Source organism: Mycobacterium sp. URHB0044 (genome assembly GCF_000620625.1).
In the GTDB taxonomy this organism is placed as follows: Bacteria; Actinomycetota; Actinomycetes; order Mycobacteriales; family Mycobacteriaceae; genus Mycobacterium.
On record NZ_KK211157.1, the window covers coordinates 184,505 to 209,036 of the forward strand.

The following is a 24,532-nucleotide window of genomic DNA, read 5'->3' on the forward strand; positions in this document are numbered from 1 at the left end:
CGCTGATCGATCGCGGCGGCGTCGGCGGCGTGAATGTGACCCAACAAGAAGGCCATCCCCGCAGTGTCGCTCGGCAAGATCTCCACATAGCGGTTGTCGTCGACCTCCGGCGGAACCCGCACCGCATTCGGATCGAACTTCGCCACCCACAAATCGATGCGATCCCGAAGTTTCGGTTTCGAGAGTTTCATCCACTTCTCGGCGTGCCCGGCGATCGCCTCATCCACGGTGGCGATGACCTCGTCCTCGACGTTCTCGGTGCGCGCGATGATCGTCGAGACCATCCGAAAGTCGATCGTGCCCCGCAGGAACACCTTCGCCACCATCGGTAGCCGCTCACACAAGGTGCGCCCATAGTGGATCTGGCCCACCGCGCGGGCGTGGCTGACGTTCTGCGCCGCCGACACCTCCGCAGCCACCTCGGCGGTCACATCGGTGCGCCACGTATTCCACTGCGCCAACTCCACCGCCCGGCGGGCATACAACCTGCCCACCGCCAGCAACCGCTGCGCGGTCGCCGTCGACTCATCACGCGTCGCCTCACCCATCACCTCGATGAGCTCACACTCCGGACCATCGAACACATGTGCGAGTCTACAAGGACCCACCGACAAACTAGGCGCCCTCCAACACCGCCGCCGGGCCACGAGTCATCAGCTGCCTGCCCACGATGAGTCGTTGGATCTCGCTGGCGCCCTCCCAGATTCGCTCGACGCGCAGCTCGCGGTACATCCGCTCGGCGACGTTCTCCCGCATGTAACCGCGCCCACCGAAGATCTGCACGCTGCGGTCGGCCACCCGGCCTGCCATCTCGGAGCAGTACAGCTTGGCCATCGACGCCTGGGCATGGAGGGTCTTGCGGTCGGTGCCTGCGTCGATCGAGCGCGCCACCTCGTAGAGCATGGTGCGCGCGGCGAACAGTTCCGTAGCGCTGTCGGCCAGCATGCCCGTCACCAATTGATGCTCGCCGAGCGGCTTGCCGTCGACCACCCGATCCTTGGCGAAAGCAGTCACCTCGTCCAACAACCGCTGCGCGGCCCCGACGCAGCGCGCCGCCACCATCAGCCGCTCGAACCGAAACCAGTCCTGGGTGAAGGTCATGCCCTCCCCCTCTGCGCCGACCAGGTTCCGAACCGGGACGCGCACACCGTTGAACGCCACGATCGGGTGCTCGTCGGCGATGTGGTGCGAATAGTGCGGTGTGCGAACCACTTCCACACCGGGCCAGGGCAGATCCACCACGAGCAGCACGTGCTCGCCGTCGAACTCACCACCGACCAACTTGGCCTGCACGAACAGGTAGTCCGCGAGGTTGTACGACGTGACGTGCCACTTGACCCCATCGATCACGTACTCGTCGCCCACCCGGCGGGCGGTGGCCCGAAGCGCCGACACGTCGGAGCCCGCGAACTCCTCGGTGATCGCGTACGCCTCGTGCTTCTCGCCGCGGACTGCGGGCAACAGCCAACGCTCACGCTGATACTCGGTGGCCACGTCGACCCACCACTGCGGCGGCGTCGCCATCACCCACGCGAGTCCATTGGTCACGCGGCCCGTCTGCTCCTGCACCAGAACCTGCTGCAGCGCAGTGCATCCCGGACCACCGACGGACGTCGGCATGTTGGTGGCATAGAGGCCCAATTCGATTGCCCGGGACTGATGTTCAGCTGTCAGCTCCTTCGGCAACATACCGCCGGCCAGTTCGGCTTCGACCTCGTGCGGAATCAGCGATTCGACGAACGTTCGCGCCGTCTCGCGGATGCGTCGATCCTCCGCCGAAAGTCCGTACATCCGGGCACCCCGATCCTCGCCGACCTCTTGACTGAGCGTTCAGTCTATGCCACCGTCTCGTAGTATGACCAGTCCCGATGGCGCCGACGTCGTGGTGGTCGGTGGGGGGACGGTCGGTGCGTGGACCGCCGTTCTGCTCGCCGAACGCGGTGTGCGCGACGTCATCCTCCTCGAAGCGAGCACACTCGGCGACGGGGCGAGCAGTCGCGCCGCGGGCATGGTCCGCGCGCAGGGCGGCACCGAAACAGCGATCCGCCTTGGCCTGAGGTCGCAGGAGTTCTACGCCGCCAGCGGCGAACGGTTCCCGTTCGACTGCGGATTCGTCGCGCAGGGCTACTTGATGCCCTGCTTCACACCGGCCGAGGTGGAACAGGCGCACGAACGCATCGCTTTGCAGCGCGGCCTTGGCCTCGAGGTCGAGTGGCTCGACGGCGACGACCTCGATGCGCGGCACACCGGCCTGGCGTCGGGCGTCACGATGGGCGCCTCGTTCGCGCCGGGCGATGGCTACATCGACGCGCCACGAAACGTGTTGGCCTACACCGCGGCCCTCACCGCGCACGGTGTCGACGTCCGGGAGCACTGCACGTTCACCGGCCTGCGCACCCGCGGCGGACGCGTGGTGGGCGTCGACACATCGGGGGGACCCATCGACGCCGACCGGGTGGTGCTCACCGGTGGACCGCAGCTCGCCGACGTCGGCCGCCGCGCCGGTGCCCGCATTCCGGCAGGCGGCACCCGCCACCAGGTCGTCGTCACCGCCAAGCTATCGGACTTGAACGTCTACGAGTTGCCGATGGTGTTCGACGTGACCTCCGGAATCTACTGGCGGCCAGGGGAATCCGGTGGCCTGCTGTGGGGCATGAGCAATCCGGCCGAACCGCCAGGGGTCGCCGTCGACTTCGACACGGACTACTACGTGAAGGCGCGTGACCGCATCGAGCACCTGTTCCCAGAGGTTGCCGGCCTCGGCCTGCGCCGGTCATGGGCGGCGACCATCGACTACACCCCCGATCACCTGCCGATCCTCGGGCCGTTGCTCACCGACGACGGGCCGCTCGAAGGCACGGTGGTGGCCAGCGCCGCAGGCCACGGCATGATGTGGGGCCCCGCGGTGGCCGAGGTGGCCGCCGACCTCGTCACGACGGGTACGTGCACCTGGCTCGACCTGACCGACCTCGGTCTGGACCGCTTCGACGCCGACGGCAACAGCCGCCTTGCGCCCGAACCTATTTCGCTGCCGTTCCCGGAGAGGGCCATGCAATGATGACGCACGCAGCAGAAGCCGAGCTTGAGGACTGGGGCCCGCTTCCCGAGGCGACCGATGTTCCGATGGACACCCACGGCGTCGAATTGTGGGTGGACGGCGAGTCGTCCGCGGGCATCTGGCAATGCGCGCCGGGACCGTCGCGGTGGGCGCTAGAGACCAACGAGGTCATCTACCTCGTCGCGGGAAGCATGACCGTCACGCCCGACGGCGGCGAGCCATCGCAGATCGGCGTCGGTGACATGGCGGTGTTCCCGAAGGGCTGGACCGGCACCTGGGACCTGCACGAAACCGTGCGCAAGGTCTATTCGATCTTCTGACCCCTGGCCACCATCATCCGGCCGACCGGATCGTCGAGCAGTCCACGGAACGCGACTTCCGACGCACCAACGAGGACCGGCTGATCCCCCAACCCGGGCAACACGATGCGTGGCGCCATACCCGGAATTCGCAGTGCCCGCGTCGCCATCTCCGCTTCGACGTCGCGTTCGACCCACCGGTACAACGACCGGAGATAGCCGCCCATGATGATCATCCTCGGATTCAGAAGGTTCACCAGCCCGGCCAGTCCGCGGCCGAGGTGACGACCGATGGTTGCGAGTTCTACTGGAGCCGACGTCAATTCATCGAGATAGTCGCCAAGATGCGCGAGCCGGTCCGGCGGGCAGCCGACGGCCGCGGCCATCGCCGCCGCTCCGATCTCGGTTTCCCAGCACCCGGTGGCGCCACAGTGGCACTGCTTCCTTCCGTCGCCGAACGGCACGTGGCCGATCTCCCCAGCGAAACCGTACGCTCCGCTGATGGGTCGGCCGCCCGCCACGACTCCTGCACCCACGCCCACTTCACCGGAGATGTAGACCAGGTCGTCGACGCCGCGGCCGATGCCGCGCAGGTGCTCGGCCAGTGCCCCATGGTCGGCGTCGTTGCCCAATACGGGTCGCAGCGAACTTCCCAGCTCGGCGGCCAGCAGGTCCGCGAGCGGCAGGTCGCGCCACCCGAGATTCGGTGCCAGGCGCACGATTCCGCTGTCCGGATCTGCGATGCCGGGCACGCTGATGCCGATCCCGACGAGCACCGACGCGGGCGCCGCGTCGCGGACGGCCCGGCGAATCAGGTGCGCAACCGCGCGGACCGTGGCCTGCGGGTCGTGGTTGTCCGGCGACGGTCCGCTGGCGTGCGACAGCACCCGCCCACCCAAACCGACCCGGGCCACCACCAAGCCGGACACCCGCACGTCGACCGCCAGTACGTAGGCCCGTTCGGTCGCGCACACGTCGACCGACGGCCGGCCGGCGGCCGTGTGCATCCTGGCGTCCGGCGGCTGCTGGGTGGCCAGCCCGAGCTCCTCGACCTCGGCGACGAGGTCGGCGATCGTGCTGCGGTTGAGGCCCATCAGCGTCGTCAGTGACGATCGCGAGAGTTGACCGGCAAGGTGCAGATGGCCGAGCAGCGTGCTCAGGTTGTGCCGTCGCACGCCGTCGCGATTCGTCCCGGCCCCGGCACGCGAGCTCGGCATTGCGCCTCAGCTCAGACCCGTTGCGGACCGCCGTCGTCGGGAGATGGCGTCCACACTGGCGGCGAGCAGCAGCACGCCGCCCGTGACCAGGAAGTTGATGTAGGACGACTGGTTGAGCAGACCGAGACCGTTGGCGATCGTCGCGACCACCACCCCACCGATCACCGCGTCGAGCGCACGGCCCTTGCCACCGAACAGGCTGGTGCCGCCGATCACCGCCGCGCCGACCGCGTACAACAGCACGTTGCCTGCTCCGGACGAGGCAGAAACCTTGCCGCCGTAGGACGCTGCGATGATCCCGCTGATGGCGGCCAACGACGAACAGACGATGAAGACCGACATCCGAATCCGATCGACGTTGACGCCCGCCCGCCGCGCCGCCTCCGCGTTGCCGCCGACGGCGTAGATGTGCCGTCCGTACGAGGTGCGCGTCAGCACGAAGGTCAACCCGATGAGCAGCACGCCCACCATCGGCAAAACGTAGGGGATTCCGCGGATCTCGACGTTCGGGTTGACGCTGCGATTGAGGCTGAGCAGGTACGTCACCCCGAGCGTCACCACGGCGACGCCGACGATGCGTGCTGCCACCACCCCGAACGGTGAGTGGTGCAGTCCCGCACGGACCTTGCTGCGGTGCCGGAAGAGCTCCAACCCGGCGAACCCGGCCACCACCAGCAGCGCGCCGACCCAGCCCACCATGACCGGCAGGTTGTCGATGGTGATGCCCCTGATCACCGGATTGTCGACTCGGACCGAGCCGCCCTCACCGATGAGCTTGAGCGTAACGCCCTGCAGCCCAAGGAAGAACGCGAGCGTCACCACGAACGAGGGAATTCCCAGTTTCGCCCGCAGCAGCCCGATCGCCAAGCCGATGAACGCACCGCACAGCACACCACCCAGCACCGCCGCCCACCACGGCCAGCCCTGGTTCGTGATGGCAAGGGCCATCGCGCAGGCCGAGACACCACCGGCAACGCCCGCGGACAGGTCGATGTCGCCGAGCAGCAACACGAACACCAGTCCCATCGCCAACACGCAGATGGAGCCGGCCTGCGTCACCAGGTTGGCCAGGTTGAGCGCCGACATGAACCGTTCGTTGGCGGCACCGAACACGATGAACAGCACGATGAGTCCGAGTACCGCAGGCAGTGAACCCATGTCGCCGCCGCGAACGCGCTGGAGGTAGCCGCGTACCGCTTCCCCGAACGTCTCGTCGGGCCGGTTGTCTTGGGCGAAATCCGTTTCGCTGGCGCTACTTTGGATGGTGGCCATGGTCTTGTCCTTCACGAGTGCATCACATCGATTGAGCGGCTTCGGCAGGCGCAAGGCCGAGATCGCCGGAACGCCCGGCGGTGATCAGCTCCACCACCTGGCTGTGGGTAACCTCCGACGCCTTCACCTCGGCCGCCACCCGGCCGAGATACAGCGCACAGATCCGGTCGGCGACCTCGAACACGTCGACCATGTTGTGCGAGATCAACACCACGCCAAGGCCTTGATCGGCCAACCGGCGAACGAGGTCGATGACCTGCCGGGTCTGCGCCACGCCAAGGGCGGCGGTCGGCTCGTCGAGCAGCACCACCTTGGAGTTCCACAGCACGCACTTCGCGATCGCGACCGTTTGGCGCTGACCGCCCGACAGGCTGGACACCGTCTGGCGCACCGACTTTACGGTCCGCACCGACAACGACGTCAGCGCCTGGCGGGCCATCGTTTCCATCTTGGCCTCGTCGAGCACGCCCCGCGTCACGATCTCACGACCCAGGAACATGTTCGACACGATGTCGAGGTTGTCGCACAGCGCCAGGTCCTGGTAGACGACCTCGATGCCAAGCGCCGCAACGTCGTTGGGCCCGTGCACCGTGACCGGCTTGCCCTCGAACAGATACGTGCCGCTGTCGATCGGGTGGATGCCCGCGATGGCCTTGACCAGCGTCGACTTCCCCGCGCCGTTGTCGCCCACCAGTGCGGTGACCTCACCGGGATAGACCTGGAAGTCGACGTCGTGCAGCACGTGCACGACACCGAAACTCTTGTTGACTCCCCGTAATTCGAGGATCGGCTCGGTCATCGGCCGATCAGAGTCCCGCAGCGGTGCACATCGCGGCGAACTGCCCGGCGCACACCTCTTCCTTGGACTGGCCACCGTCCTTGAAGACCACGTCGATGTTGTCCTTGGTGATCGACTTCGGGGTCAGCAACACCGAGGGAACGTCGCGGTTGCCCTTGTCGTCCTTCGAGGTGCTGTTGGTCGAGACGTCCTTGCCCGTCGCAAGGGCGATGGCGGCCTCGGCCAGTGCGCCTGCTTCTTCCTTCGCCGACTTGTAGACCGACATGCACTGCGTTCCGGCGAGGATGTTCTGCAGCCCTTCGACGGTGGCGTCCTGACCGGTCACGGGGACCTGGCCGGCCCGCTGGTTCTTCTGCAGGATCGAGATCACCGATCCGGCCAGTCCGTCGTTCGCGGCATAGACGCCGTCGATCTTGCCGTCAGCCGCGGTGTACATCTGCTCGAAGATCGTGACGGCCTTGTCGTTGTCCCAGTCCGGCACGGCCTGCTCGCCGACGATCTTGATCGACGGGGTCTTGTCGATCACCGAATGCGCGCCCGCGGTGAACAGGGTGGCGTTGTTGTCGGTGGGAGAACCGTTGAGGAACACCACGTTCGACGGCTTGCCTGCCAGGCAGTCGGCCAGACCCTGCCCCTGCAGCTCGCCGACCTTGGTGTTGTCGAACGAGATGTAGGCGTCGGCCGACCCGCCAAGGGTGAGCCGGTCGTAGTCGATGGTCTTGACGCCCTGGCTGGCCGCCTTCTGCTGAATGGAGGCACCGCTGTCGGAGTCGAGGTTGACGATGGCCAGTACGGTCACCCCGTCGGCGATCATGCCGTCGGCGATGGTGGCCATGCTGTCGGCCGAGCCCTCGGCGTTCTGGATCGTGTACGGCACGCCCGCTTGCTTGAAGGCCGCCTCGAGCGCAGGCCGGTCCTTGGATTCCCATCGCACGGACGACTTGGTGTCCGGCAGGATCACACCGATCTTGCCCTTCTGGGCCTGGTCGCCTCCGCCTCCGCCACCGCCGCTGCCACCGCTGCCGCTGTCGCACGCGGTGAGGACCAGCCCGGCCGCCAGGGGCACGGCGAGCACGGCCAGCATCCGAGGACCGAAACGCTTCATGGAGATGTTCCCATCGTTCGATTTGTTGTTTCAGGCAACATATAACGTGACACACGTCACGTCTAGAGGTTCACACCGTCGAGCTCAGCGAGCGCCCATCAGATGCTCGATCGCCAGCTGGTTCAGCCGGACGAAGCCGAACCCCTTTGCACCGAAATAGGATCCGGCGTCGAAGTCCTCGTACGCCGACCGGTCAGCCAACAAATCGCGGTACGTCTCCCCCGGGTTGAGCGTCGGCTGGCGAAGCTCAGCGACGCGGGCCGCCTCGAGCGCCTGCGCCACCTCGGGGTCGGCACGGAAGGCCGCGGCGCGCTGCTTGAGCAGCAGGTACATCCGCATGTTCGCGGCCGCCGAAACCCAGACGCCGTCGATGTCCTCGGTCCTGCTGGGCTTGTAGTCGAAGTGGCGGGGGCCCGTGTAGCTCGCGCCGCCACCCACGCCGCCGTTTTCGAGCAAATCCACCAGGGCGAACGCGTTGGCGAGATCGCCGTGCCCGAACACCAGATCCTGGTCGAATTTGATCCCGCGCTGACCGTTGAGGTCGATGTGGAACAGCTTGCCGCTGTAGAGCGCCTGGCTGATGCCGTGCACGAAGTTGAGCCCGGCCATCTGCTCGTGTCCGGTCTCGGGGTTCACGCCGACGAGTTCGGGCTTCGCGAGGGTCTCGATGAAGGCCAGCGCGTGGCCGACGGTCGGCAACAGGATGTCGCCGCGCGGCTCGTTCGGCTTCGGCTCGATCGCGAAGCGCAGCGGGTAACCGTTGTCGGTGACGTACTCGCACAGTACGTCCAGCGCCTCGCGGTAGCGCTCCAGGGCCGCTTGCACGTCCTTGGCGGTGTCGTACTCGCTGCCCTCGCGGCCACCCCAGATGACGAAGGTCTGCGCGCCGAGCTCCGCAGCCAAATCGATGTTGCGCAGCACCTTTCGCAGTGCGAACCGGCGCACACCGCGGTCGTTGCTGGTGAAGCCGCCGTCCTTGAACACCGGCTGGGTGAACAGGTTCGTGGTCACCATCGGCACGACCATGCCTGTCGATTCCAGCGCAGCCGTCAGCCTGCCGATGGCGTGCCGCCGCTGCGTGTCGGACGACCCGAATTCGAACAGGTCGTCGTCGTGGAACGTCAGGCCGTGGGCACCGAGTTCGGCCAGTCGCTCGACGGCTTCGACCACGTCCAGCGCGGGACGGGTGGCGACGCCGAACGGATCGGCCGCGGTCCAACCGACGGTCCACAGCCCGAAGGAGAACTTGTCGGACGGTTGCGGCACCAGGCCGTCGGCCGCGTGAATGGTTGACTCAAGGACGGACATCTCCGGCCTCCTTACCTAGATTTGTTCAGAGCTCGAACATATGATGTGTCGTACGCCACTGTCAATGGGAGGAACCGCGTGGTTCGCACCGCCAGGATCGGGACCAGCACCGACGACGTCCGCCGGCGCAACCTGTCCGGCGTGCTCACCCTCGTCCACCGCCACGGCGGCCTCAGCCGCGCAGAACTCACCCGCCGCACGGAGCTGTCCCGATCCACCGTCAAGGACCTCGTCGAGGAGTTGGCCGAACACGGCCTCGTCGAGGAAGCGCAACCCGGCGCGGCCGCCCAGGTGGGCAGGCCGAGCCCCGTCGTACGCCCGCAGCAGCGCGTCCTGACCATTGCGGTGAATCCCGAAATCGACGCCGTCACCGTCGGATTGGTGAGTCTCGGCGGCACGGTCATCGAGGTGACGAGGCACCCCACCTCCGGTGTCCCCGGCGTCGAGGAGACGGTCGCGCTGGCCGCGGAGTCCATCGATGGGATTCGGCGGCGGCTGGAGCCCGACCGCCACGTCACCGCGATCGGGGTGGCCGTCCCCGGCCTGGTGCACGCCGCCGGATCGATGGTGCGGTTGGCGCCCCACCTGGATTGGCACGACGCCGAGATCGGCGAACTGCTCAGTGCTGCAACTCAACTGCCGGTGTACGCGGCCAACGACGCCAATCTTGGCGCGATCGCCGAGCACGTCTTTGGGGGGCACTCAGGAGCCCAACACATGATCTACGTCAACGGCGGCGCCGGTGGCATCGGCGCAGGCGTGGTGATCGCCGGCGAACTCCTCGACGGCGCGGCGGGTTACGCCGGCGAGCTGGGCCACACCTTCGTCGGGGGTGCGGCCATGTGTCACTGCGGCGGCATCGGATGCCTGGAGACCGAAGTCAGCCAGTCTCAGACGAATGACCCCGATGCGAAAACCGTTGAACGCCAGGCGCATTATCTCGGCATCGCCCTCGGCAACGCCGTCAACGTGCTGAACCCGGGACTGATCGTACTTGGCGGATTCCTTCGGGTGTTTCCCTCGTTGGCACCGGAGGTGCTCAACGATGCGCTCGCGCGGCACAGTCTTCGCGCGGCTCGCGATCTCGTCAGGATCGTCCCTGCGAGCCTGGGCTCCGAGACGCTGATGATCGGGGCCGCCGAACTGGCGTTCGCGCCGCTACTGTCCGACCCCGCTGCGCACTACCATCAACGCATCGACCGCGACAGCGCCGTCTGAGGAGACGATCACCGGATTGGCCTCGACCGCGTCGAGCGCGTCGCCGAGTTCGATTGCCAGCGTGGAGAATGCGGCGATGACGTCGGCCAGGGCCGCGAGGTCCGCGGGTGGCGAACCGCGCCAGCCTGCCAGCAGCGCTCGGATGCGCATGCCCTCCAGCAGTCGGAGCGCCCCGGTCCGCGACATTCCAGGCAGCGCGACCACGCGGTCGTCGAGCAGCTCGATCAACGTGCCGCCCGCCGCGACCACCACCAGCGGGCCGAACGCCTGGTCCCGAACCACGCCGACGGAGATCTCGACGCCCTCGTCGATCATCGGTTGCACGGTGACGTCGGTCCCGAGCCGTCGTGCCATCGTCGTATATGCCGCGCACAGCGCCTCGGCGTCGGCGATGCCGAGCACGACGCCGCCCACATCGCTCTTGTGCTCGGCGCCCAGCGTCTTCAGCGCGACGGGATAGCCGATCGCCGAACCAGCTGCCACGGCCTCCTCCACCGATCCAGCCACGCGCGGCGCGGCGACAGGAACCCCGTAATCGGCGAGCAGGTCGAACGCCGCACCCGGGTCCCAGGCCGACAGTCGCGCGCGCCAGCGGCGCCGCCGGTCGGCGTCGACGGCGAGCGGCACGTCGTCCACCGGCAACGGCCACGTGGCGAGGTGGCCGAGTGCGGCCAGCCCGCTGCTGGTTCCCTCCAGGACGGCGACACCGTTGTGCCGCAACCGTTCCGCGGTGACTCGGTCGATGGCGGACGGTAGCGAGGCCAGCACCGCGATGGGCGCTTCGGTGTCGGCCGCGACGTCGAGGACCGCGTCGACGTACGACGTGTCGCCGTCGAACTCGGTCACCAGGTCCACCGCCAGCGCCGTGACAGCCACCGCGGGGTCGTCGACGATGACTCGCAGGCAGGCCCGGAACAGGCCGCGGGTGTCGGCTCCGGTACCCCAGACGTCCAGCGGGTTGGTCGCGAGGAGTCCCTCGTCGAGCAGGCCCTCGATCGATTGCACGGTGCGCTCGGACAGCGCGGCGAACTCCACGCCCGACGCGTGTGCCAGGTCAGCGGTCAGGGCGCGTTCGGCTCCCGAATCATGCACTGTCGCAATGCCCTTCGCGCCTCGCGTCGGGTGCCGCCCCGCGCAGAACAGTTCGATCGTGTCGGTGAACTCGGCAAGATCCCTCACCCGGATGGCGCCGACCGCATTGCAGAACGCCTGCCACCCGGCGTCCTCGCCGGCCAGTGCTCCGGAGTGCGCGGCGACCATGGCACGCCCGGTCGGCGAGCCGCCGACGGGCAGGACCACCACCGGCACGTCGCGTTCGGCGGCCCGCAGCAGCGCCTGGCGCAGCCGGGGCGCCGAGCGCGGGGTCTCCATCAGCAGGGCGACCAGCTTGGTGCCGGGGTCGTCGAGTGCATGGTCGACGTAATCGGCGGTGTCGGTGACGATTTCCTGACCCGAGGACACCGCGAGCCGGTACCCGAACCCTCGCCCGCACCGCAGCAGAGTCGAGAAGGCCGATCCGGAATGGGTGACGAGGCTGACCCCGCCGTCGGGCAGCGGATCCGGCTCGAGATAGCCCAGCGCGCGTACGCCGGTCACGTTGTTGACGAAACCCATGCAGCCCGCGCCGCACAACGCCAGGCCGCCTGCCGAGGCCACGGCGGCGATCTTGTCGCGGAGGCCGTGCGCCGCACCGAAGAGCACGGCGGACCGCGCACCCGACTCGACCGCCAGCTCCAGTTGTGGGATCAGCGCACCGTCGGGCACGCCGAGCAGGACCAGGTCGACGGGTTCGTCGAGATCGGCCAGCGAAGGGGCACAGGGCAGGTCGCCGATCCGGTCGTATCGCGGGTTGACGAGATGTGTTCGTGCCGAGCTGCGTCGGGCCTCGATCACCATGCGTGCGCCGAAGCTGTCCGGCCTGTCGCTGGCGCCCACCACCGCGACCGAGCGCGCGCCAAGCATGGCCGCGACGGCCGCCCGGCGCGCGTCGTCCATCCGGCTAGGACCGCCGGCCCAGCGCGGCGAGGCCACGTCGGCCGGCCTTCTTCTTGTCCGCGAGAGCGGCCCTGGCGGCCTGCCAGCCCGGGATGCCGCAGACGCCCCCACCGGCATGGGTGGCCGAACTGCCGTTGTACAGGCCCGCGATCGGGGTGCGGTAGTCGGCGAAACCCGGCGCGGGGCGCATGTGGAACAGCTGCTCCAGCGAGAGCTCGCCGTGGAAGATGTTGCCACCGATCAGGCCGTACTCGTGCTCCATCTCGTACGGCCCGACGACGTCGCGGTGCGTGATCGACGACTTGAAGCCGGGGGCGACCTGGTCGTAGAGATCGATCAGGCGGTCGGTGTAGGCGTCGAGTTCTTCTGTGTGCGGTTCCTGGCTCCACTGCGCAGGTACCCACTGGGTGAACAGCGACATGATGTGCGTGCCATCGGGATTCAGCGTCGTGTCGAGTGCGGTGGGGATGACGCCGTCGCTGAACGGCAGCAGCGCCGGCTTGCCAGCGCGGGCATCCTGGAAGGCCGCTTCGATGTACTCCATGGTGGGCGCCATCTCCACCGAACCGGTGTGATGCTCGGCCAGACCGGAACTGGGGTCGGCCGTGAAGTTGGGCAACTCGGCCAGCGCCAGGTTGATCTTGACGACGCCGCTTCGCGTCTTCCAGTGCTCGATGTCGCCGACGAAGTCATCGGGCAGCTCGGCGCGCGGAATGTGGTCCAGGAAGGCGATCTTCGGATGCAGCGTGGTGACGATCAGCGGGGCGGAGATCTCGTCGCCGTTCTCGAGGACGACGCCGCGCGCCGTGCCGTTGCGTACCAGCAGCCGGGAAACCCTTGCCTTGGTGCGGATCTCAGCACCGAAGCTGCGCGCCGATCGAGCGATGGCCTCCGAAACCGCACCCATGCCACCCTCGGGATAGCCCCAGCTGCCGAGTTGGCCGTCGCCGACGTCACCGATGGAGTGATGGGCCATCACGTAGGCCGTTCCCGGCTCGTACGGCCCGGCCCACGTGCCGATCACGCCGTTGACCGCCAGCGCCCCCTTGATCTGGGGCGACTCGAACCAGTCGTCGAGCAGGTCGGCGATGCTCATCGTCAGCAGCCGGGTCACGTCGGCGGTGGTGCGGACGTCGATGCCGCGCTGGCTCCACACCAGCTTCGCCAGGTCGATGAGGTCCGACGGCCGGCGGGAACCGATGGTGGGCGGCACCTGGGTGAGCAGGGGACCCATCACCTCGGCGATGCCCTCCAGCCACGCGTTCCACTTCGGCCACGCGTCGGCGTCCTTCTTCGACCACTTCGCCAGCTGTTCGTGGGTCCGCGCCGGATCGTCGTCGTAGATGGTGAGCGACCCGCCCTCCGGAAAGGCCTGGTAGTACGGGCCCATCGGGTGCACCTTGTAGCCGTGCCGCTCGAGGCCGAGCTCACGCACGATGGTGGGCGGCATCAAGCTCATCACGTACGACAGCCGGGTCACCCGAAGGTGGGGCGCGTCCTCCCACGGCGACTCGGTGGTGGCGGCGCCGCCGAGGCTGCCGCGCGATTCCAGCACCAGAGTCCGTGCGCCGGAGCGGGCGAGGTAGGCCGCCGAGACCAATCCGTTGTGGCCGCCGCCGATCACGATCGCGTCGTACGCATTCGACATTGGGGACCTCTTTCGTGGGGCTCGCCAGCCTGCCTGACTGACTGTTCAATCTAATCAAGTGTTACGCTACAGACAAGTACTCAGCACGAGGGGACCGCAAGCACATGGCCGAACCCGCGCCCGCGACGGAGAACAACGAAGCCCGCCGCACCGAGATGCTGCGCGCCGCAGCCGAGCTGATCTGTGAACGCGGCTTCGGCGACACCCGCATCGCCGACGTGGCCAAGCGCGCGGGAGTGAGCTCGGCTCTGGTCATCTACTACTTCGGCACCAGGGACCGGCTGCTCGTCGATGCGCTGCGCCACTCGGAGGAATCGTTCTACGAGGCAGGCGAGAAGATGCTCGCCGAAGTCACCTCGCTGCGGGAGCGCCTCTCGTTGCTCATCAAGTGGACGTGTGTACCCGAGGCGGACAACGAGATTCCCGGCGCATGGGGACTGTGGTTCGACCTCTGGGCGCAGGCCTTCCGGCACGACGAGGTCAGGGCCGGCCGCGTCGAGCTGGACGCCCGCTGGCGCAAGATGATCGTCGACGCCATCAAGTCGGCCGAGGCGATGGACGAGCTCGACGTCGACATCGACGCCCGACTGTTCGCGCTCGAGTTCAGCGCACTGCTCGACGGACTCTCGATCCAGGTGGCACTCGACGACCCGGAGGTCGACTCGGACATGGCGTATCGGATCGCCATGCGATTCGCCGAACGCGAGCTGAAGCTGCCCCCGGCGAAGAAGCCCGCAGCGAAGAAGCCGATCAGAGCGAAGAAGGGCTGAGCTCCTCCGCGTCCTCGGCCAGGGGGTCGACGATCGGCTGTGCGCGGCTGCGGTGCAATACCCGCACCGCGTCGTGGGAACAGACACACGTGACGGCTTCGCCCGGCCGATGGGCGACCGATCCAGGACCCGACGCGTTGGGCACCTCCACGACCAACGCCGCAGGCGCGCCGACGTCGACATGAACCTGCGTGGACGCACCGAGGTAGACCACTTCGGTCACGGTGCCGCGAATGGCATTGTGCCCCTGCGGTACCGCTGCCCCGACGTCCTGCAGTGCGATCCGTTCGGGGCGGATCACGATGGCTGCCGGACCCGTGCGCACCGAACCGTCGACGGCCGCGCCGAGCCGCGTGTCCATCGCCGAGCAGATGGCCGACGCCCCAGCCAGTTCCAACACGTCGGCATCGAAGATGTTGGCCGCACCCAGGAAGCCGGCCACGAACGTCGTGGCGGGCTTCGAGTAGATCTCCTGAGGTGGGCCGACCTGCTCGACGCGCCCCTCGGCGAGCACGGCGATCCTGTCGCTCATGGTGAGCGCTTCCTCCTGATCGTGGGTCACGTACACGAACGTGATGCCCACCTCCCGCTGCACCGCGCGCAACTCGAGCTGTAACTGCTTGCGCAGCTTGGCATCCAGCGCACCGAGCGGCTCGTCCAGCAGCAGGACCCTTGGCCGCAGCACCAGCGCGCGGGCCAGCGCGGCGCGCTGCTGCTGGCCGCCCGAGAGCTGAGCCGGCCGGCGCTTGGCGAACGGACGCAGCTGCACCAGGTCCAATGCCTCCGCCACCCGCCGCTTGGTCTCGTCCTTCGAGGCCTTCTGATACCGGAGCCCGAAGGCCACGTTGTCCCACACGGTCATGAACGGGAACAGCGCATACGTCTGGAACACGGTGTTGACCGGGCGGCGGTTCGGCGGGTCACCGGCGACGTCACGACCGTCGAGTTCGATGCGGCCGGAGTCGGGCTTCTCGAACCCCGCGATCATGCGCAGCGTCGTGGTCTTGCCGCACCCGGAAGCGCCGAGCAGCGAATAGAACTGGCCCGCAGGGATGTCGAGGTCGATGCCGGTGACCGCGGGCACCCCGTCGAAGGACTTGACCAGTTCGACCAGCCGGATCTCACCGCCGGTCACAGGACGGCGCTCAGTTCGCCACCGCGTCGGCGAACCGCGCGAAGTTCGTCGCGAACCGGTCGACGTCCTCGCGGTCGTGCTGAACGGACAACAGCCATTGCTCCACCTTCCCCCACGGCGGGAGAAACACACCACCATTGTGCTGCACGAGCCAGTGCAGATGTCCGAGTCGAGCGTCGATCTGGAGGAAGTCGCGGAACTCGCGGACCGGCTCGCGCCGGAACGTCACACAACCCTTGGCACCCACCGAGACGACGTGCCAGTCGTAGCCGTGTTCGGCGATGGTGGCCTGCAGCGCGTCGCGCAGGTGCGCCGCGTTCGCGTCGAGTCGGCGGTAGGCGTCGGGGGTGAGCACCTCGGCCAGCGTGGCACGCGTGGCCGCCATCGCCAGCGGGTTGCCGTTGAAGGTGCCGACCTGCTCGTAGCGGCCGTCGGCGATGGCCGACATCACCTCGGTGGTGCCGCCGATCGCGGCGACCGCGATGCCGCCGCCCAAAGCCTTTGCCAAACACACCATGTCGGGCACCACGCCGGACAGGGCGGTGACGCCGCCCGGCCCGGTGGTGAAGCCGGTCTTGACCTCGTCGAAGATCAGAAACGCCCCGGCCTCGTGCACCAGGTCGCGGATGGCCGCGAGGTAGCCGGCGTCGGGCGGAATGATGCCTGCGTTCATCATCACGGGCTCGAGAATCATGGCGGCCACCCGGCCACGATGCTCGGCGAGCGCGCGGGCGACGGCGTCGACGTCGTTGAACGGCACGACGACCACCAGCTCGCGGATCGCGGCCGGAATGCCGGAATTGCCGGGCACGCCCGTCGGATGGTCGCGTGGCCCGACCTCGTCCGCGTCGGGCAGCACCGACACCTGTACCGAGTCGTGGTGCCCGTGGTAGCAACCCTCGACCTTGATGATGAGGTCGCAACCCGTCAGCGCCCGGGCCAAATGAACGGCATCCATGGTGGCCTCGGTGCCCGAATTCGCGAACCGCCACAGCGGCAGACCGAACCGGCGCGACAGCTCGCCCGCGATCCAGATCGCGTCCTCGGTGGGCTGGGCGAAATGGGTGCCGCGGCGCACGCGATCGCTGACCGCGGCCACGATCGCCGGATGAGCGTGTCCCGCAATGGAAGCGCCGTACCCGCCGTGCATGTCGACGTACTCGGTGCCGTCGACGTCGTACACCTTCGAGCCGGCGCCGTGACTCATCCACACCGCTTGCGGTTCGGCGATCTGCCAGTTGGACGTCGCGCCGCCGGCGAGGTGCTCGCGGGCCAGGGCGATGAGTTCGGTGCTGCGCGGCTGACGACGGAGGAAGACCTGCTCCTCGTCCGCGATCAACTGGGCCAGCCGATCCCTTAGGACATCCGACACCGGACTCTCGATCACCGATGAAGCCATGGCCGAACCTCCACTCTCCAGCGGTTGAATTTTCCTCGCGCAAGCGCTCGTCAGCGGTTGACTGAGCATTCAGTCTATGCGAGAGTCCTAGCAGCGATCAAGACGCGAAACCTTCGGGGAGGCCCAGATGCCAGTGCCCAACGGACCCGCTCCGAGCCGTCGACAATTCCTGCAGCGCGCCGCAATTCTCGCGGCAACGGCTCCTACACTCGGCGCCTTCCTCGCCGCGTGTTCGAAGCCATCGGCAACACAGGGATCCAGTTCCAGCCTGACGATCGCGAAGCCGGACAGCCCGGTCAAATGGCCGATCGCCGACGACAACAAGGCCATCGGCGACAACCTGCCGCCCGAGAAGGGCGCGACGCTCAAGATCTACAACTACGCCGACTACCTCAGCCCCAAGGCCATCAAGGACTTCGAAGATCAGTACGGGGTCAAGATCGAGGTCTCGACGTTCAACGACGGCGACGAGGCGATCACCAAACTCCGCAGTGGCGTCGATTTCGACATCTACAACGCCAATTACACCGAGATCAGCCGTCTGGTCACCGGGGGCCTGGTGCGGCCACTGAATCACAGTTACCTCCCCAACATCTCCAACGTGTGGCCGAGTTTCACCAACCCCTGGTACGACCAAGGTTGGCAGTACACCGTGCCCTACACCATCTACACCACCGGAATGGGTTGGCGCACGGATCAAGTGCCCGCCGACATCGGCAAACTGAGCAATCCCTATGCCGCGCTGTGGGATCCCGCGTACAAGGACAAGACCGCGATCATCGACGACTTCCACACCGCGATGGCTATGGTGCTACTCAAAGAGGGCATCACCGACGTCAACACGTCATCGGCCGACGATCTGAAGATGGTGGGCGAGCAGCTCACCGCACTGGGGAAGGCGACGTCGCCCAAGGTGACCATCACCATGTACAGCGACATGCCCGCCGGACAAATCGGGCTATGTCAGATGTGGTCGGGCGACATCATCAACGCGCAGTCCTACCTTCCCGAGGGCATCGGACCCGAGATCCTGCGGTACTGGTTCCCGCAGGACGGCAAGGGCCTGGTCGACAACGACATGTTGGTCACGCTCAAGGGCGGAAAGAACCCCGTGCTGGCCCACCTGTTCCTCAACCACATGCTCGACCCCGCCGTCGCCAAGGAGAACTTCTCGGCGATCGGGTATCAGCCGCCGCAGAATTCGATCACCGCTGATTCGCTGGTGGCAGAGGAGTTCATCCCGGAGAACCTCCGGTCGGCGATCGTCAAGCCGGAGTACTTCGACACCGGCTATCGGCTGCTCGAGCTCGACACCACCAACGAGGACGCGTGGCGCAACGTCTGGAACGCGTTCAACTCCGGCGGGTCATAGCGTCGGTGTTGCAGCGATCCCGGGAGCGCAGCACCCGACTGTGGACCATCCTGGCCGCACCGGGTATCGGCTGGTTGCTGCTGTTCTTCCTCGCGCCGCTCTACGTGGTGCTGGCGATCGTGTTCGGTCAACGCGACCCGCTCTTCCGCACCGCCGTGCCGGTGTGGAATCCCTTGCAGTGGGACCCCACTCAGTTCACCTACGTGCTGACCCGCATCGGTCCTGGCGGAGTCTACTTCCCCGCGCTCGCGCGCACCGTCGTCTACGTCGCGGTGGCGAGCGTCCTCTGCCTGTGCATCGCGTTCCCGGTGGCCTACTACGTCTCCAGACTGGCCGGTAGGCACAAGGGTCTGCTCATCGCGCTGCTGATCGCGCCGTTCTGGATCAGCTACATGATGCGAATGCTGGCCTGGGTCAACCTGTTACAGAATGACGGCCTGGTCAACAAGATCCTGAGTTTCGGCGGCCTGTTCGACGTCAACGTGGACTGGCTGACCGGCCAGCCGGTGGTGGTGGTCCTCGGCCTGGCGTATGGCTATGTGCCCTACATGATTCTGCCGCTCTATGCGGGGCTCGACCGCCTGTCTCAGTCGATGCTGGAAGCCTCCAGAGACCTTGGTGCAAGCCGGGTGTCGTCATTCGTTCGCGTGACGCTGCCAATGTGCAGACCAACCATCATGGCCGCGGTCCTGCTCACCTGCCTGCCGATGCTCGGCGACTACTTCACCAACGATCTGCTGTCCGCATCACCCAAGACTGCGATGGCCGGAAACCTGATCAACGACAGCGTTCAGGCGCCGGGCCAGACCGGACAGGCCGGCGCCTTCGTGATGCTGGTGCTGGTCGCCACGGTGCTGCCGATGGTCTACTACGTGCGGGTGACGTTGCGGGGCGACGAGGTGCGGACGTGATGCGTGGACCGGTCGCCTGGTACCGCGATCCATGGCGGCGACCCCGCATTCTGGCCGGCATCACGATCGCGTACCTGGTGTGGTCGCTGCTGCCGGTGCTCATCGCCGTGGCGTTCTCCTTCAACGACGGCAGATCCCGAACCAATTGGCAGGGCTTCTCGTTTCGCTGGTACTGGGGCGATCAGACGAAGTCGGTCTGGCACGACGCCTCCCTGCACACGGCGCTGCTGCAGACGCTGAAGCTCGGGCTGCTCGCCACCGTGATCGCCGTTCCACTCGGGGTACTGTTCGCCATCGGCGTCGACCGGTGGCGAGGCCGCCTGCCTGCCGGCGCCAACGTGCTGATGTTGATTTCGTTCGTGATTCCCGAGGTGCTGCTCGCCGTCGCCCTGCTGTTCATGGTGACCTCGCTGGCGCTGCCGTTCGGCCTGGGCACCGATGCGCAGGTGGTCGGACTCGTGACGTATCAGGTGGCCTACCCGGCAGTGCTGGTGCGTGCGCGGCTGGCCACCATCGGGCCGCAATACGAGGAAGCCGCAATGGATCTCGGCGCCTCACAGGTGGAGGCTCTACGCCGGGTCACGCTGCCGATGTTGATGCCCGCGATCTTCGCCAGCACGGTCCTGGTCTTCGCCGACGTGATCGACGACTTCGTGTTGGTGCGGTATCTGTCCAACGGCTCGGCGACCGAACCGGTGTCGGTGAAGATCTACAACACCGCGCGGGCCGCGCCAACCCCGGCACTCAATGCCCTTGCGACGCTGTTGCTCCTCGCCGCGTTCGCCGCGGTGGTGATCGGCTATCTGATCTTCCGCAGGATGACCCGGAACGACGACACGACCGGCAGCGGCATCGCCGCCTTCGCAGGCGAGACCTGACGCGGTCGCGCCATCTAGACCAATCCGCCTCACCGCAGTAGCCTGACTGTATGTTCAAACAGCATGATCCGGCGCCGGTTCCGGCCGACGACCTCGCCGCGGCGCTCGCTCCGTTCGGCCAGTCGCGCATGCTGCCGCGCGCCGCGTACGTCGACGAGGCGGTGTTCGAATGGGAACGGCGCAACATCTTCTCGGGATGGATCTGCGTCGGGCACGCCGGCGACCTGGACGCCGTTGGAACGCAGCGCGCCGTCGGCTCCGGCGCCAACGGGGTGCTACTGGTGCACGGGGACGACGGCACGATCCGGGCATTCGCGAACACCTGCAGGCACCGCGGCCACGAACTGCTCGGGTGCGGCGTTACCGCCAAGCGCCGCAACATCGTGTGCCCGTACCACTCCTGGTCGTACCGGCTCGACGGGCGGGTACGCAACGCGCCCGGCTTCTCCGACGTCGACGGGTTCGACGCGGAGGGGTTCGGCCTCGTCGAACTGCGACTGGTGAACTGGCACGGCTGGCTGTTCGTCGACCCCAGTGGCGAGGACGCCGACTTCACCGACCACGTCGCCGGGCTGGAAGACGTCGTCGGCCCGTACCGCCCGGAGGAGCTCACGGTCGTCACCAGGCACTCCTACGAGCTCGCCACCAACTGGAAGGTCATCGCCGAGAACTACCAGGAGTGTTACCACTGTTCGACGATCCACCCCGAGCTGTCCAGGATCAGCCCACCGACCAGCGGGGCGAATCTGGAGATCGCGGGCGCCTGGATGGGCGGCTGGATGTCGATCGTCGACGGCGCCGACACCATGTCATTGACCGGCAAGAGCGGTGGCGTGGCGATCAAGGGTCTTTCCGAACACGAGCTGCGCACCGTCATGTACCTGGTCGGCTATCCCAATCTGCTGGTGAGCCTTCATCCCGACTACGTCATGACGCATCTCATGACGCCACTCGCGGTCGACCGGACGCACGTGGAATGCGCATGGGCGTTCCCGAAAGACGTTGCCGCCCAACCGGACTTCGACCCGTCCTACGCCGTGGACTTCTGGGACCTGACCAACAAGCAGGACTGGGCGGCGTGCGAATCCGTGCAACGTGGGCTGAGTTCACCGCATGCCCGCCCCGGCCCGCTGGCGCCCGACGAGGACGGCGTCTACCAGTTCGTCACCCGTGTTGCCCGGGCGTACCAGGGCTAGTTCCGCGGCTTGACGCCGTTCGGGCCGTCGGTCGATGCCGCGTACGTTCCCACCGCGAAGGCAACCGCCGGGCCGGTGACGGCCAGTGCGTCCGCGTTGACGTCGTCGAGGCCGTCGTGCACCGTGCGGTAGTTGGGGTCGAACGGCGCGCCCGCCCGGCCGCCCCAAAGACGCGCCTGCGCTTCGCTCTTCAGCTGCGATGCACCCGTCGTGATGCCGCCGACCGGAATGCCTGCGGCGAGGAACGGGCCGTAGTCGGCGGCCCGACTCAATGGCATGTCGGCGGGGCGGACACCGGCGAGGTTGAGATAGCCGGCGAGCGTGCGCTCGGCGCCTGCCGACCCCTTGGGCACGCTTGCGACGGGGATGCCGGGGCTGGGTTGTCCGGACTGGTCACCGTCGTAGGTGAAGTAGCCGGCGTTCGGGGATCCGAGCATGTCGAAGTCGAGGTAGACCGCGATGTCGTCGAGGCCTTGCCGGTCGAGGCCCGCGACGTACTTCGTCGACCCCTCCCGCCCGGCTTCGTCGGAACCCCAGAACGCGAACCGGACGGCGTTGGCCACCGAAGGCGAGCCACCCAGTTGCGCTGCGGTCTCGAGAACGGCGGCCACGCCGGAGCCGTCGTCGTTCATGCCAGGACTGTTCGGCGCCGACGCCAGGTGGGCACCGGCCACGATCACGTTGTGGGCATCGCCGGTCTTGGTCTGCGCCACGATGTTTCGCACCTTGACAGAGGTGGACTTCGCGTCGAGGACCAACTGAACCGGTGCCGTGGTGCGCCGCAGCTGCGCGTCGACGTCCGAGCCGATCACCGCGACGGGCAACTCGAGTCCTTGGTAGTACCCCGCCGGGAAAAGGCCGGGTACCGCAGCGTCACTGACCACGAGCAACCCCGCGGCGCCCTCGGCTCTTGCGGCATCGTGCTTTTGGACCACCGAGCACCCTCCTGCGTCGACGATCACGATCGCGCCGCGGGCGTTCACGGTGCCGTAATCGGCGCCTCCGCATCCCGCCGGTTTCTGCGGCCGGAGGCTGAGCGCCTTCACCCCGGCAGGCGCGGTGGCGTGGAGCAGCGACGCTTGCACGACGGCGAACGGCCGGCCGGCAACGGTCAGCGTGGGATTGCCCGGATCCGTCTGGACCATCCGGTCGAATTCGGGCGTTTGGACGTCGAATCCCTTGTCGCGCAGCACTCCTGCGACATAGTCCACGCTGGCGTCGTAGCCCGGCGTACCGACGGCGCGGGAGCCCTTGTTGGCCGTCGCGGCGTCGGACAGCCGGTTCAGATGCGTGCGCATGCCGTCGACGGTTACCTTGCCCGCCAGATCGCGGGCCGGATCGGTCGGTTGATGCGTCGCGGGATGTGCAGACGAACAGGCCGCGACGGCCGCTACGAGGAATGCCAGGGGTGCGAGCGCCGCCGCCCGCCTCATGACTCCGTCACCACGTGCCGGGTGCGGTCGCCACGGACGGGCACGCCGTTGCGCCCACCCTGATCCTGCGCGTAGAACCCGATGGCGTAGCCGACCCCGCGGCCCTGGATCTCCAGTGCGGTGCGGTCGATGTGGTCGAGGGTGTCCGTCTTCTTGTGGTAGTTCGGGTCGAATGGCTTGTCCGCCTGGCCGCCCCAAAGTTCCGCCTGTTCGCGGGTCATGTCCTCCTCGGCGCCTGCGAACAACCCGCCGGCAGGGATCCCGGCCTGCGTGAAGCCGTCGTAATCCGACCGCCCGCTGAAGTCGGTGTCCTGCGCCGACTTGCCCGCGCCCTTGAGGTAGGCCACCAGCAGGCGTTCGATGCCTGCCGAGCCCTCGGGGACGCGCGGGACACCGCCGTTGGCCGACGGCGGCGCGGACTGATCGCCGTCGTAGGTGAAGTACCCGGGGTTGGGCGAGGCGAGCATGTCGAAGTTCAGGTAGAGGGCGATGTCCTTGAGCGCTTCGACGTCGAGCGACTCGATGTACTTCGTCGACCCGACTAGGCCGAGCTCCTCGGCGCTCCAGAACCCGAACCGCACGGCGTTGCGCAACGGCGGCGAACTCCCCAGTTGCACAGCGGTTTCCAGTACCGCTGCTACTCCCGAACCGTTGTCGTTGATGCCGGGCCCCTCGGGGACGCTGTCGAGGTGCGCACCTGCCATCACCACGTCGCTGGTGGAGCCGGTCTTGGTCTGGGCGATGACGTTGCGGGTGCGTTCGGTGCGCACGCCTGCGTTGAGCTTGATCGTGGTCTGGGCAGGGTCGGCCCGCAGCGCAGCGCCCTGGGCCTTGGTGACGGCGACGACGGGAATCTTCACGTCGGCCTGCTCCCCCAGCGTGCCGCCCACCTCGTCGCCGTCCACGTTGTTGGCGACGATCATCGCGATCGCCCCGCGTTCGGCGGCCACCGCCTGCTTCGCGGCGAACGGGCAGGTGCCACGGTCCACCAGCACCACGGCGCCCGACACGTTCAGACCGTCGTAGTCCGATGCCGCACAGCCCGGGCTGTCGTCGGCGCGGGCGGGCACCAGAGGACCGCTGAGTCCCGCCGGAGGCGTGCCGATGGTAAAGCCAAGCGGGTTCGCCTTGACGGATTCGCCGCCGACCGTGACCGACGGCTTGTCGGCGAACGGCAGCCGCACTTCGAACTCGTCTGTCTTGACGTCGAAACCGTTGTCCCGCAGTGTCTTCGCGACGTACTCGACGCTGGCGTCGTAGCCAGGCGAACCCAGCGCCCGGTTGCCTCCGTTGGCGTCCGCGATCTCCTGCAACTTGGTGAGGTGCGCCATCATCGCGTCCACACTGAGCTTCTGCTGCAATTCACCCGCGAAGTCCGTCGCCGGCGTCGACGCGGTACTGCTCGGGGCGGGCGCAGGGGCGGGTTTCCCGCCGCACCCGGCGGCCAGCGTCACCACGAGGACCACCACCGTCAAAGCCGCCAGGGTGCCCCGTGATCTCCGCCGCATTGCCCCCACGT

The 24,532-nt window shown here is 67.4% G+C and carries 21 protein-coding genes; 8 read left to right on the forward strand and 13 right to left on the reverse strand.

From position 1 onward, the window contains the following. Together N536_RS40565 and N536_RS0136775 are read right to left on the reverse strand one after the other, a co-directional pair. On the reverse strand, positions 1–584 hold a 584-nt coding region (locus N536_RS40565), incomplete at its 3' end, for a DUF222 domain-containing protein (protein ID WP_036439002.1). Between the two features lie 31 nt (positions 585–615). Beyond that, the gene (locus N536_RS0136775; RefSeq protein WP_029118180.1) at positions 616–1,791 is read right to left on the reverse strand and encodes an acyl-CoA dehydrogenase family protein; all 1,176 of its coding nucleotides are present in this window, start codon (positions 1,789–1,791) and stop codon (positions 616–618) included. A gap of 64 nt (positions 1,792–1,855) precedes the next feature. Between N536_RS0136775 and N536_RS0136780 the strand changes: the two genes are divergently transcribed. Then, entirely contained in the window at positions 1,856–3,058 is a 1,203-nt protein-coding gene (locus N536_RS0136780) for an FAD-binding oxidoreductase (RefSeq protein ID WP_029118181.1), read from the forward strand. Further along, positions 3,058–3,378 (forward strand): cupin domain-containing protein, encoded by a 321-nt coding sequence (locus N536_RS40570; protein ID WP_231514740.1) that lies wholly within the window; start codon positions 3,058–3,060, stop codon positions 3,376–3,378. Before N536_RS0136780 ends, N536_RS40570 begins: the two co-directional genes overlap by 1 nt. On the opposite strand, the gene N536_RS0136790 is transcribed toward N536_RS40570, so the two are convergent. The 5 genes from N536_RS0136790 to xylA form a co-directional block, all read right to left on the reverse strand. Then, on the reverse strand, positions 3,363–4,574 hold the full coding sequence (locus N536_RS0136790; protein WP_029118183.1) for an ROK family protein: 1,212 nt from the start codon (positions 4,572–4,574) through the stop codon (positions 3,363–3,365). The genes N536_RS40570 and N536_RS0136790 overlap by 16 nt on opposite strands. A 6-nt stretch (positions 4,575–4,580) precedes the next feature. Further along, a complete protein-coding gene (locus N536_RS0136795; RefSeq protein ID WP_029118184.1) occupies positions 4,581–5,846 on the reverse strand; it encodes a sugar ABC transporter permease in 1,266 nt (421 codons plus the stop codon). Between the two features lie 22 nt (positions 5,847–5,868). Beyond that, positions 5,869–6,645, reverse strand: coding sequence for an ATP-binding cassette domain-containing protein (locus tag N536_RS0136800; RefSeq protein ID WP_029118185.1), 777 nt, complete (start codon positions 6,643–6,645; stop codon positions 5,869–5,871). 7 nt (positions 6,646–6,652) lie between these two features. Further along, the gene (locus tag N536_RS0136805; RefSeq protein ID WP_029118186.1) at positions 6,653–7,750 is read right to left on the reverse strand and encodes a sugar ABC transporter substrate-binding protein; all 1,098 of its coding nucleotides are present in this window, start codon (positions 7,748–7,750) and stop codon (positions 6,653–6,655) included. A gap of 84 nt (positions 7,751–7,834) precedes the next feature. Beyond that, positions 7,835–9,058 (reverse strand): xylose isomerase, encoded by a 1,224-nt coding sequence (xylA, locus tag N536_RS0136810; RefSeq protein ID WP_029118187.1) that lies wholly within the window; start codon positions 9,056–9,058, stop codon positions 7,835–7,837. Between the two features lie 78 nt (positions 9,059–9,136). On the opposite strand from xylA, the gene N536_RS40575 reads away from it, so the two are divergent. Beyond that, entirely contained in the window at positions 9,137–10,276 is a 1,140-nt protein-coding gene (locus N536_RS40575; protein WP_231514741.1) for an ROK family transcriptional regulator, read from the forward strand. Here the strand turns inward: N536_RS40575 and N536_RS0136820 are convergent. Together N536_RS0136820 and N536_RS0136825 are read right to left on the reverse strand one after the other, a co-directional pair. Further along, complete coding sequence (locus tag N536_RS0136820) at positions 10,217–12,271, reverse strand: acetate--CoA ligase family protein (RefSeq protein WP_029118188.1); 2,055 nt, start codon at positions 12,269–12,271, stop codon at positions 10,217–10,219. The genes N536_RS40575 and N536_RS0136820 overlap by 60 nt on opposite strands. A gap of 4 nt (positions 12,272–12,275) precedes the next feature. Next, complete coding sequence (locus N536_RS0136825; RefSeq protein WP_029118189.1) at positions 12,276–13,919, reverse strand: NAD(P)/FAD-dependent oxidoreductase; 1,644 nt, start codon at positions 13,917–13,919, stop codon at positions 12,276–12,278. Positions 13,920–14,023: 104 nt separating this feature from the next. On the opposite strand from N536_RS0136825, the gene N536_RS0136830 reads away from it, so the two are divergent. Continuing rightward, positions 14,024–14,689, forward strand: coding sequence for a TetR/AcrR family transcriptional regulator (locus tag N536_RS0136830; RefSeq protein ID WP_029118190.1), 666 nt, complete (start codon positions 14,024–14,026; stop codon positions 14,687–14,689). Here the strand turns inward: N536_RS0136830 and N536_RS0136835 are convergent. Next, positions 14,670–15,824: an ABC transporter ATP-binding protein gene (locus tag N536_RS0136835; RefSeq protein WP_029118191.1), complete on the reverse strand. Its 1,155-nt coding sequence runs from the start codon at positions 15,822–15,824 to the stop codon at positions 14,670–14,672. The two genes, N536_RS0136830 and N536_RS0136835, sit on opposite strands and share 20 nt — an antisense overlap. Positions 15,825–15,834: 10 nt before the next feature. Then, positions 15,835–17,223, reverse strand: a complete 1,389-nt coding sequence (locus tag N536_RS0136840) for an aspartate aminotransferase family protein (RefSeq protein ID WP_029118192.1) — start codon at positions 17,221–17,223, stop codon at positions 15,835–15,837. Between the two features lie 127 nt (positions 17,224–17,350). Here N536_RS0136840 and N536_RS0136845 point away from each other — a divergent pair, with 127 nt between their 5' ends. Genes N536_RS0136845 through N536_RS0136860 form a run of 4 tightly spaced genes read left to right on the forward strand, consistent with a single transcriptional unit; the run spans position 17,351 to position 21,580 of the window. After that, positions 17,351–18,595: a spermidine/putrescine ABC transporter substrate-binding protein gene (locus tag N536_RS0136845; RefSeq protein ID WP_029118193.1), complete on the forward strand. Its 1,245-nt coding sequence runs from the start codon at positions 17,351–17,353 to the stop codon at positions 18,593–18,595. Between the two features lie 5 nt (positions 18,596–18,600). Continuing rightward, positions 18,601–19,506 carry an ABC transporter permease gene (locus N536_RS0136850; protein WP_081809543.1) on the forward strand — a complete coding sequence of 302 codons (906 nt, stop codon included), beginning with the start codon at positions 18,601–18,603 and terminating at the stop codon, positions 19,504–19,506. Continuing rightward, positions 19,506–20,384, forward strand: a complete 879-nt coding sequence (locus tag N536_RS0136855) for an ABC transporter permease (protein ID WP_029118195.1) — start codon at positions 19,506–19,508, stop codon at positions 20,382–20,384. The genes N536_RS0136850 and N536_RS0136855 overlap by 1 nt, the downstream gene beginning before the upstream one ends. A 50-nt stretch (positions 20,385–20,434) precedes the next feature. Beyond that, the gene (locus N536_RS0136860; RefSeq protein ID WP_029118196.1) at positions 20,435–21,580 is read left to right on the forward strand and encodes an SRPBCC family protein; all 1,146 of its coding nucleotides are present in this window, start codon (positions 20,435–20,437) and stop codon (positions 21,578–21,580) included. Here the strand turns inward: N536_RS0136860 and N536_RS0136865 are convergent. Together N536_RS0136865 and N536_RS0136870 are read right to left on the reverse strand one after the other, a co-directional pair. Then, entirely contained in the window at positions 21,577–23,013 is a 1,437-nt protein-coding gene (locus N536_RS0136865; RefSeq protein ID WP_029118197.1) for a M28 family peptidase, read from the reverse strand. The genes N536_RS0136860 and N536_RS0136865 overlap by 4 nt on opposite strands. Further along, on the reverse strand, positions 23,010–24,521 hold the full coding sequence (locus tag N536_RS0136870; RefSeq protein ID WP_029118198.1) for a M28 family metallopeptidase: 1,512 nt from the start codon (positions 24,519–24,521) through the stop codon (positions 23,010–23,012). The genes N536_RS0136865 and N536_RS0136870 overlap by 4 nt, the downstream gene beginning before the upstream one ends. Positions 24,522–24,532: the final 11 nt, after the last annotated feature.

Bases quoted from the DNA above. Each gene is read 5' to 3' on its own strand.
- N536_RS0136855 (WP_029118195.1), top strand. From the start codon at position 19,506: ATGCGTGGACCGGTCGCCTGGTACCGCGATCCATGGCGGCGACCCCGC.
- xylA (WP_029118187.1), bottom strand. From the start codon at position 9,058: ATGTCCGTCCTTGAGTCAACCATTCACGCGGCCGACGGCCTGGTGCCG.
- N536_RS0136780 (WP_029118181.1), top strand. From the start codon at position 1,856: ATGACCAGTCCCGATGGCGCCGACGTCGTGGTGGTCGGTGGGGGGACG.
- N536_RS0136825 (WP_029118189.1), bottom strand. From the start codon at position 13,919: ATGTCGAATGCGTACGACGCGATCGTGATCGGCGGCGGCCACAACGGA.
- N536_RS0136795 (WP_029118184.1), bottom strand. From the start codon at position 5,846: ATGGCCACCATCCAAAGTAGCGCCAGCGAAACGGATTTCGCCCAAGAC.
- N536_RS0136775 (WP_029118180.1), bottom strand. From the start codon at position 1,791: ATGTACGGACTTTCGGCGGAGGATCGACGCATCCGCGAGACGGCGCGA.
- N536_RS0136830 (WP_029118190.1), top strand. From the start codon at position 14,024: ATGGCCGAACCCGCGCCCGCGACGGAGAACAACGAAGCCCGCCGCACC.
- N536_RS0136845 (WP_029118193.1), top strand. From the start codon at position 17,351: ATGCCAGTGCCCAACGGACCCGCTCCGAGCCGTCGACAATTCCTGCAG.
- N536_RS0136790 (WP_029118183.1), bottom strand. From the start codon at position 4,574: ATGCCGAGCTCGCGTGCCGGGGCCGGGACGAATCGCGACGGCGTGCGA.
- N536_RS40570 (WP_231514740.1), top strand. From the start codon at position 3,058: ATGACGCACGCAGCAGAAGCCGAGCTTGAGGACTGGGGCCCGCTTCCC.
- N536_RS0136860 (WP_029118196.1), top strand. From the start codon at position 20,435: ATGTTCAAACAGCATGATCCGGCGCCGGTTCCGGCCGACGACCTCGCC.
- N536_RS0136820 (WP_029118188.1), bottom strand. From the start codon at position 12,271: ATGGACGACGCGCGCCGGGCGGCCGTCGCGGCCATGCTTGGCGCGCGC.
- N536_RS0136805 (WP_029118186.1), bottom strand. From the start codon at position 7,750: ATGAAGCGTTTCGGTCCTCGGATGCTGGCCGTGCTCGCCGTGCCCCTG.
- N536_RS0136865 (WP_029118197.1), bottom strand. From the start codon at position 23,013: ATGAGGCGGGCGGCGGCGCTCGCACCCCTGGCATTCCTCGTAGCGGCC.
- N536_RS0136870 (WP_029118198.1), bottom strand. From the start codon at position 24,521: ATGCGGCGGAGATCACGGGGCACCCTGGCGGCTTTGACGGTGGTGGTC.
- N536_RS0136800 (WP_029118185.1), bottom strand. From the start codon at position 6,645: ATGACCGAGCCGATCCTCGAATTACGGGGAGTCAACAAGAGTTTCGGT.
- N536_RS0136840 (WP_029118192.1), bottom strand. From the start codon at position 17,223: ATGGCTTCATCGGTGATCGAGAGTCCGGTGTCGGATGTCCTAAGGGAT.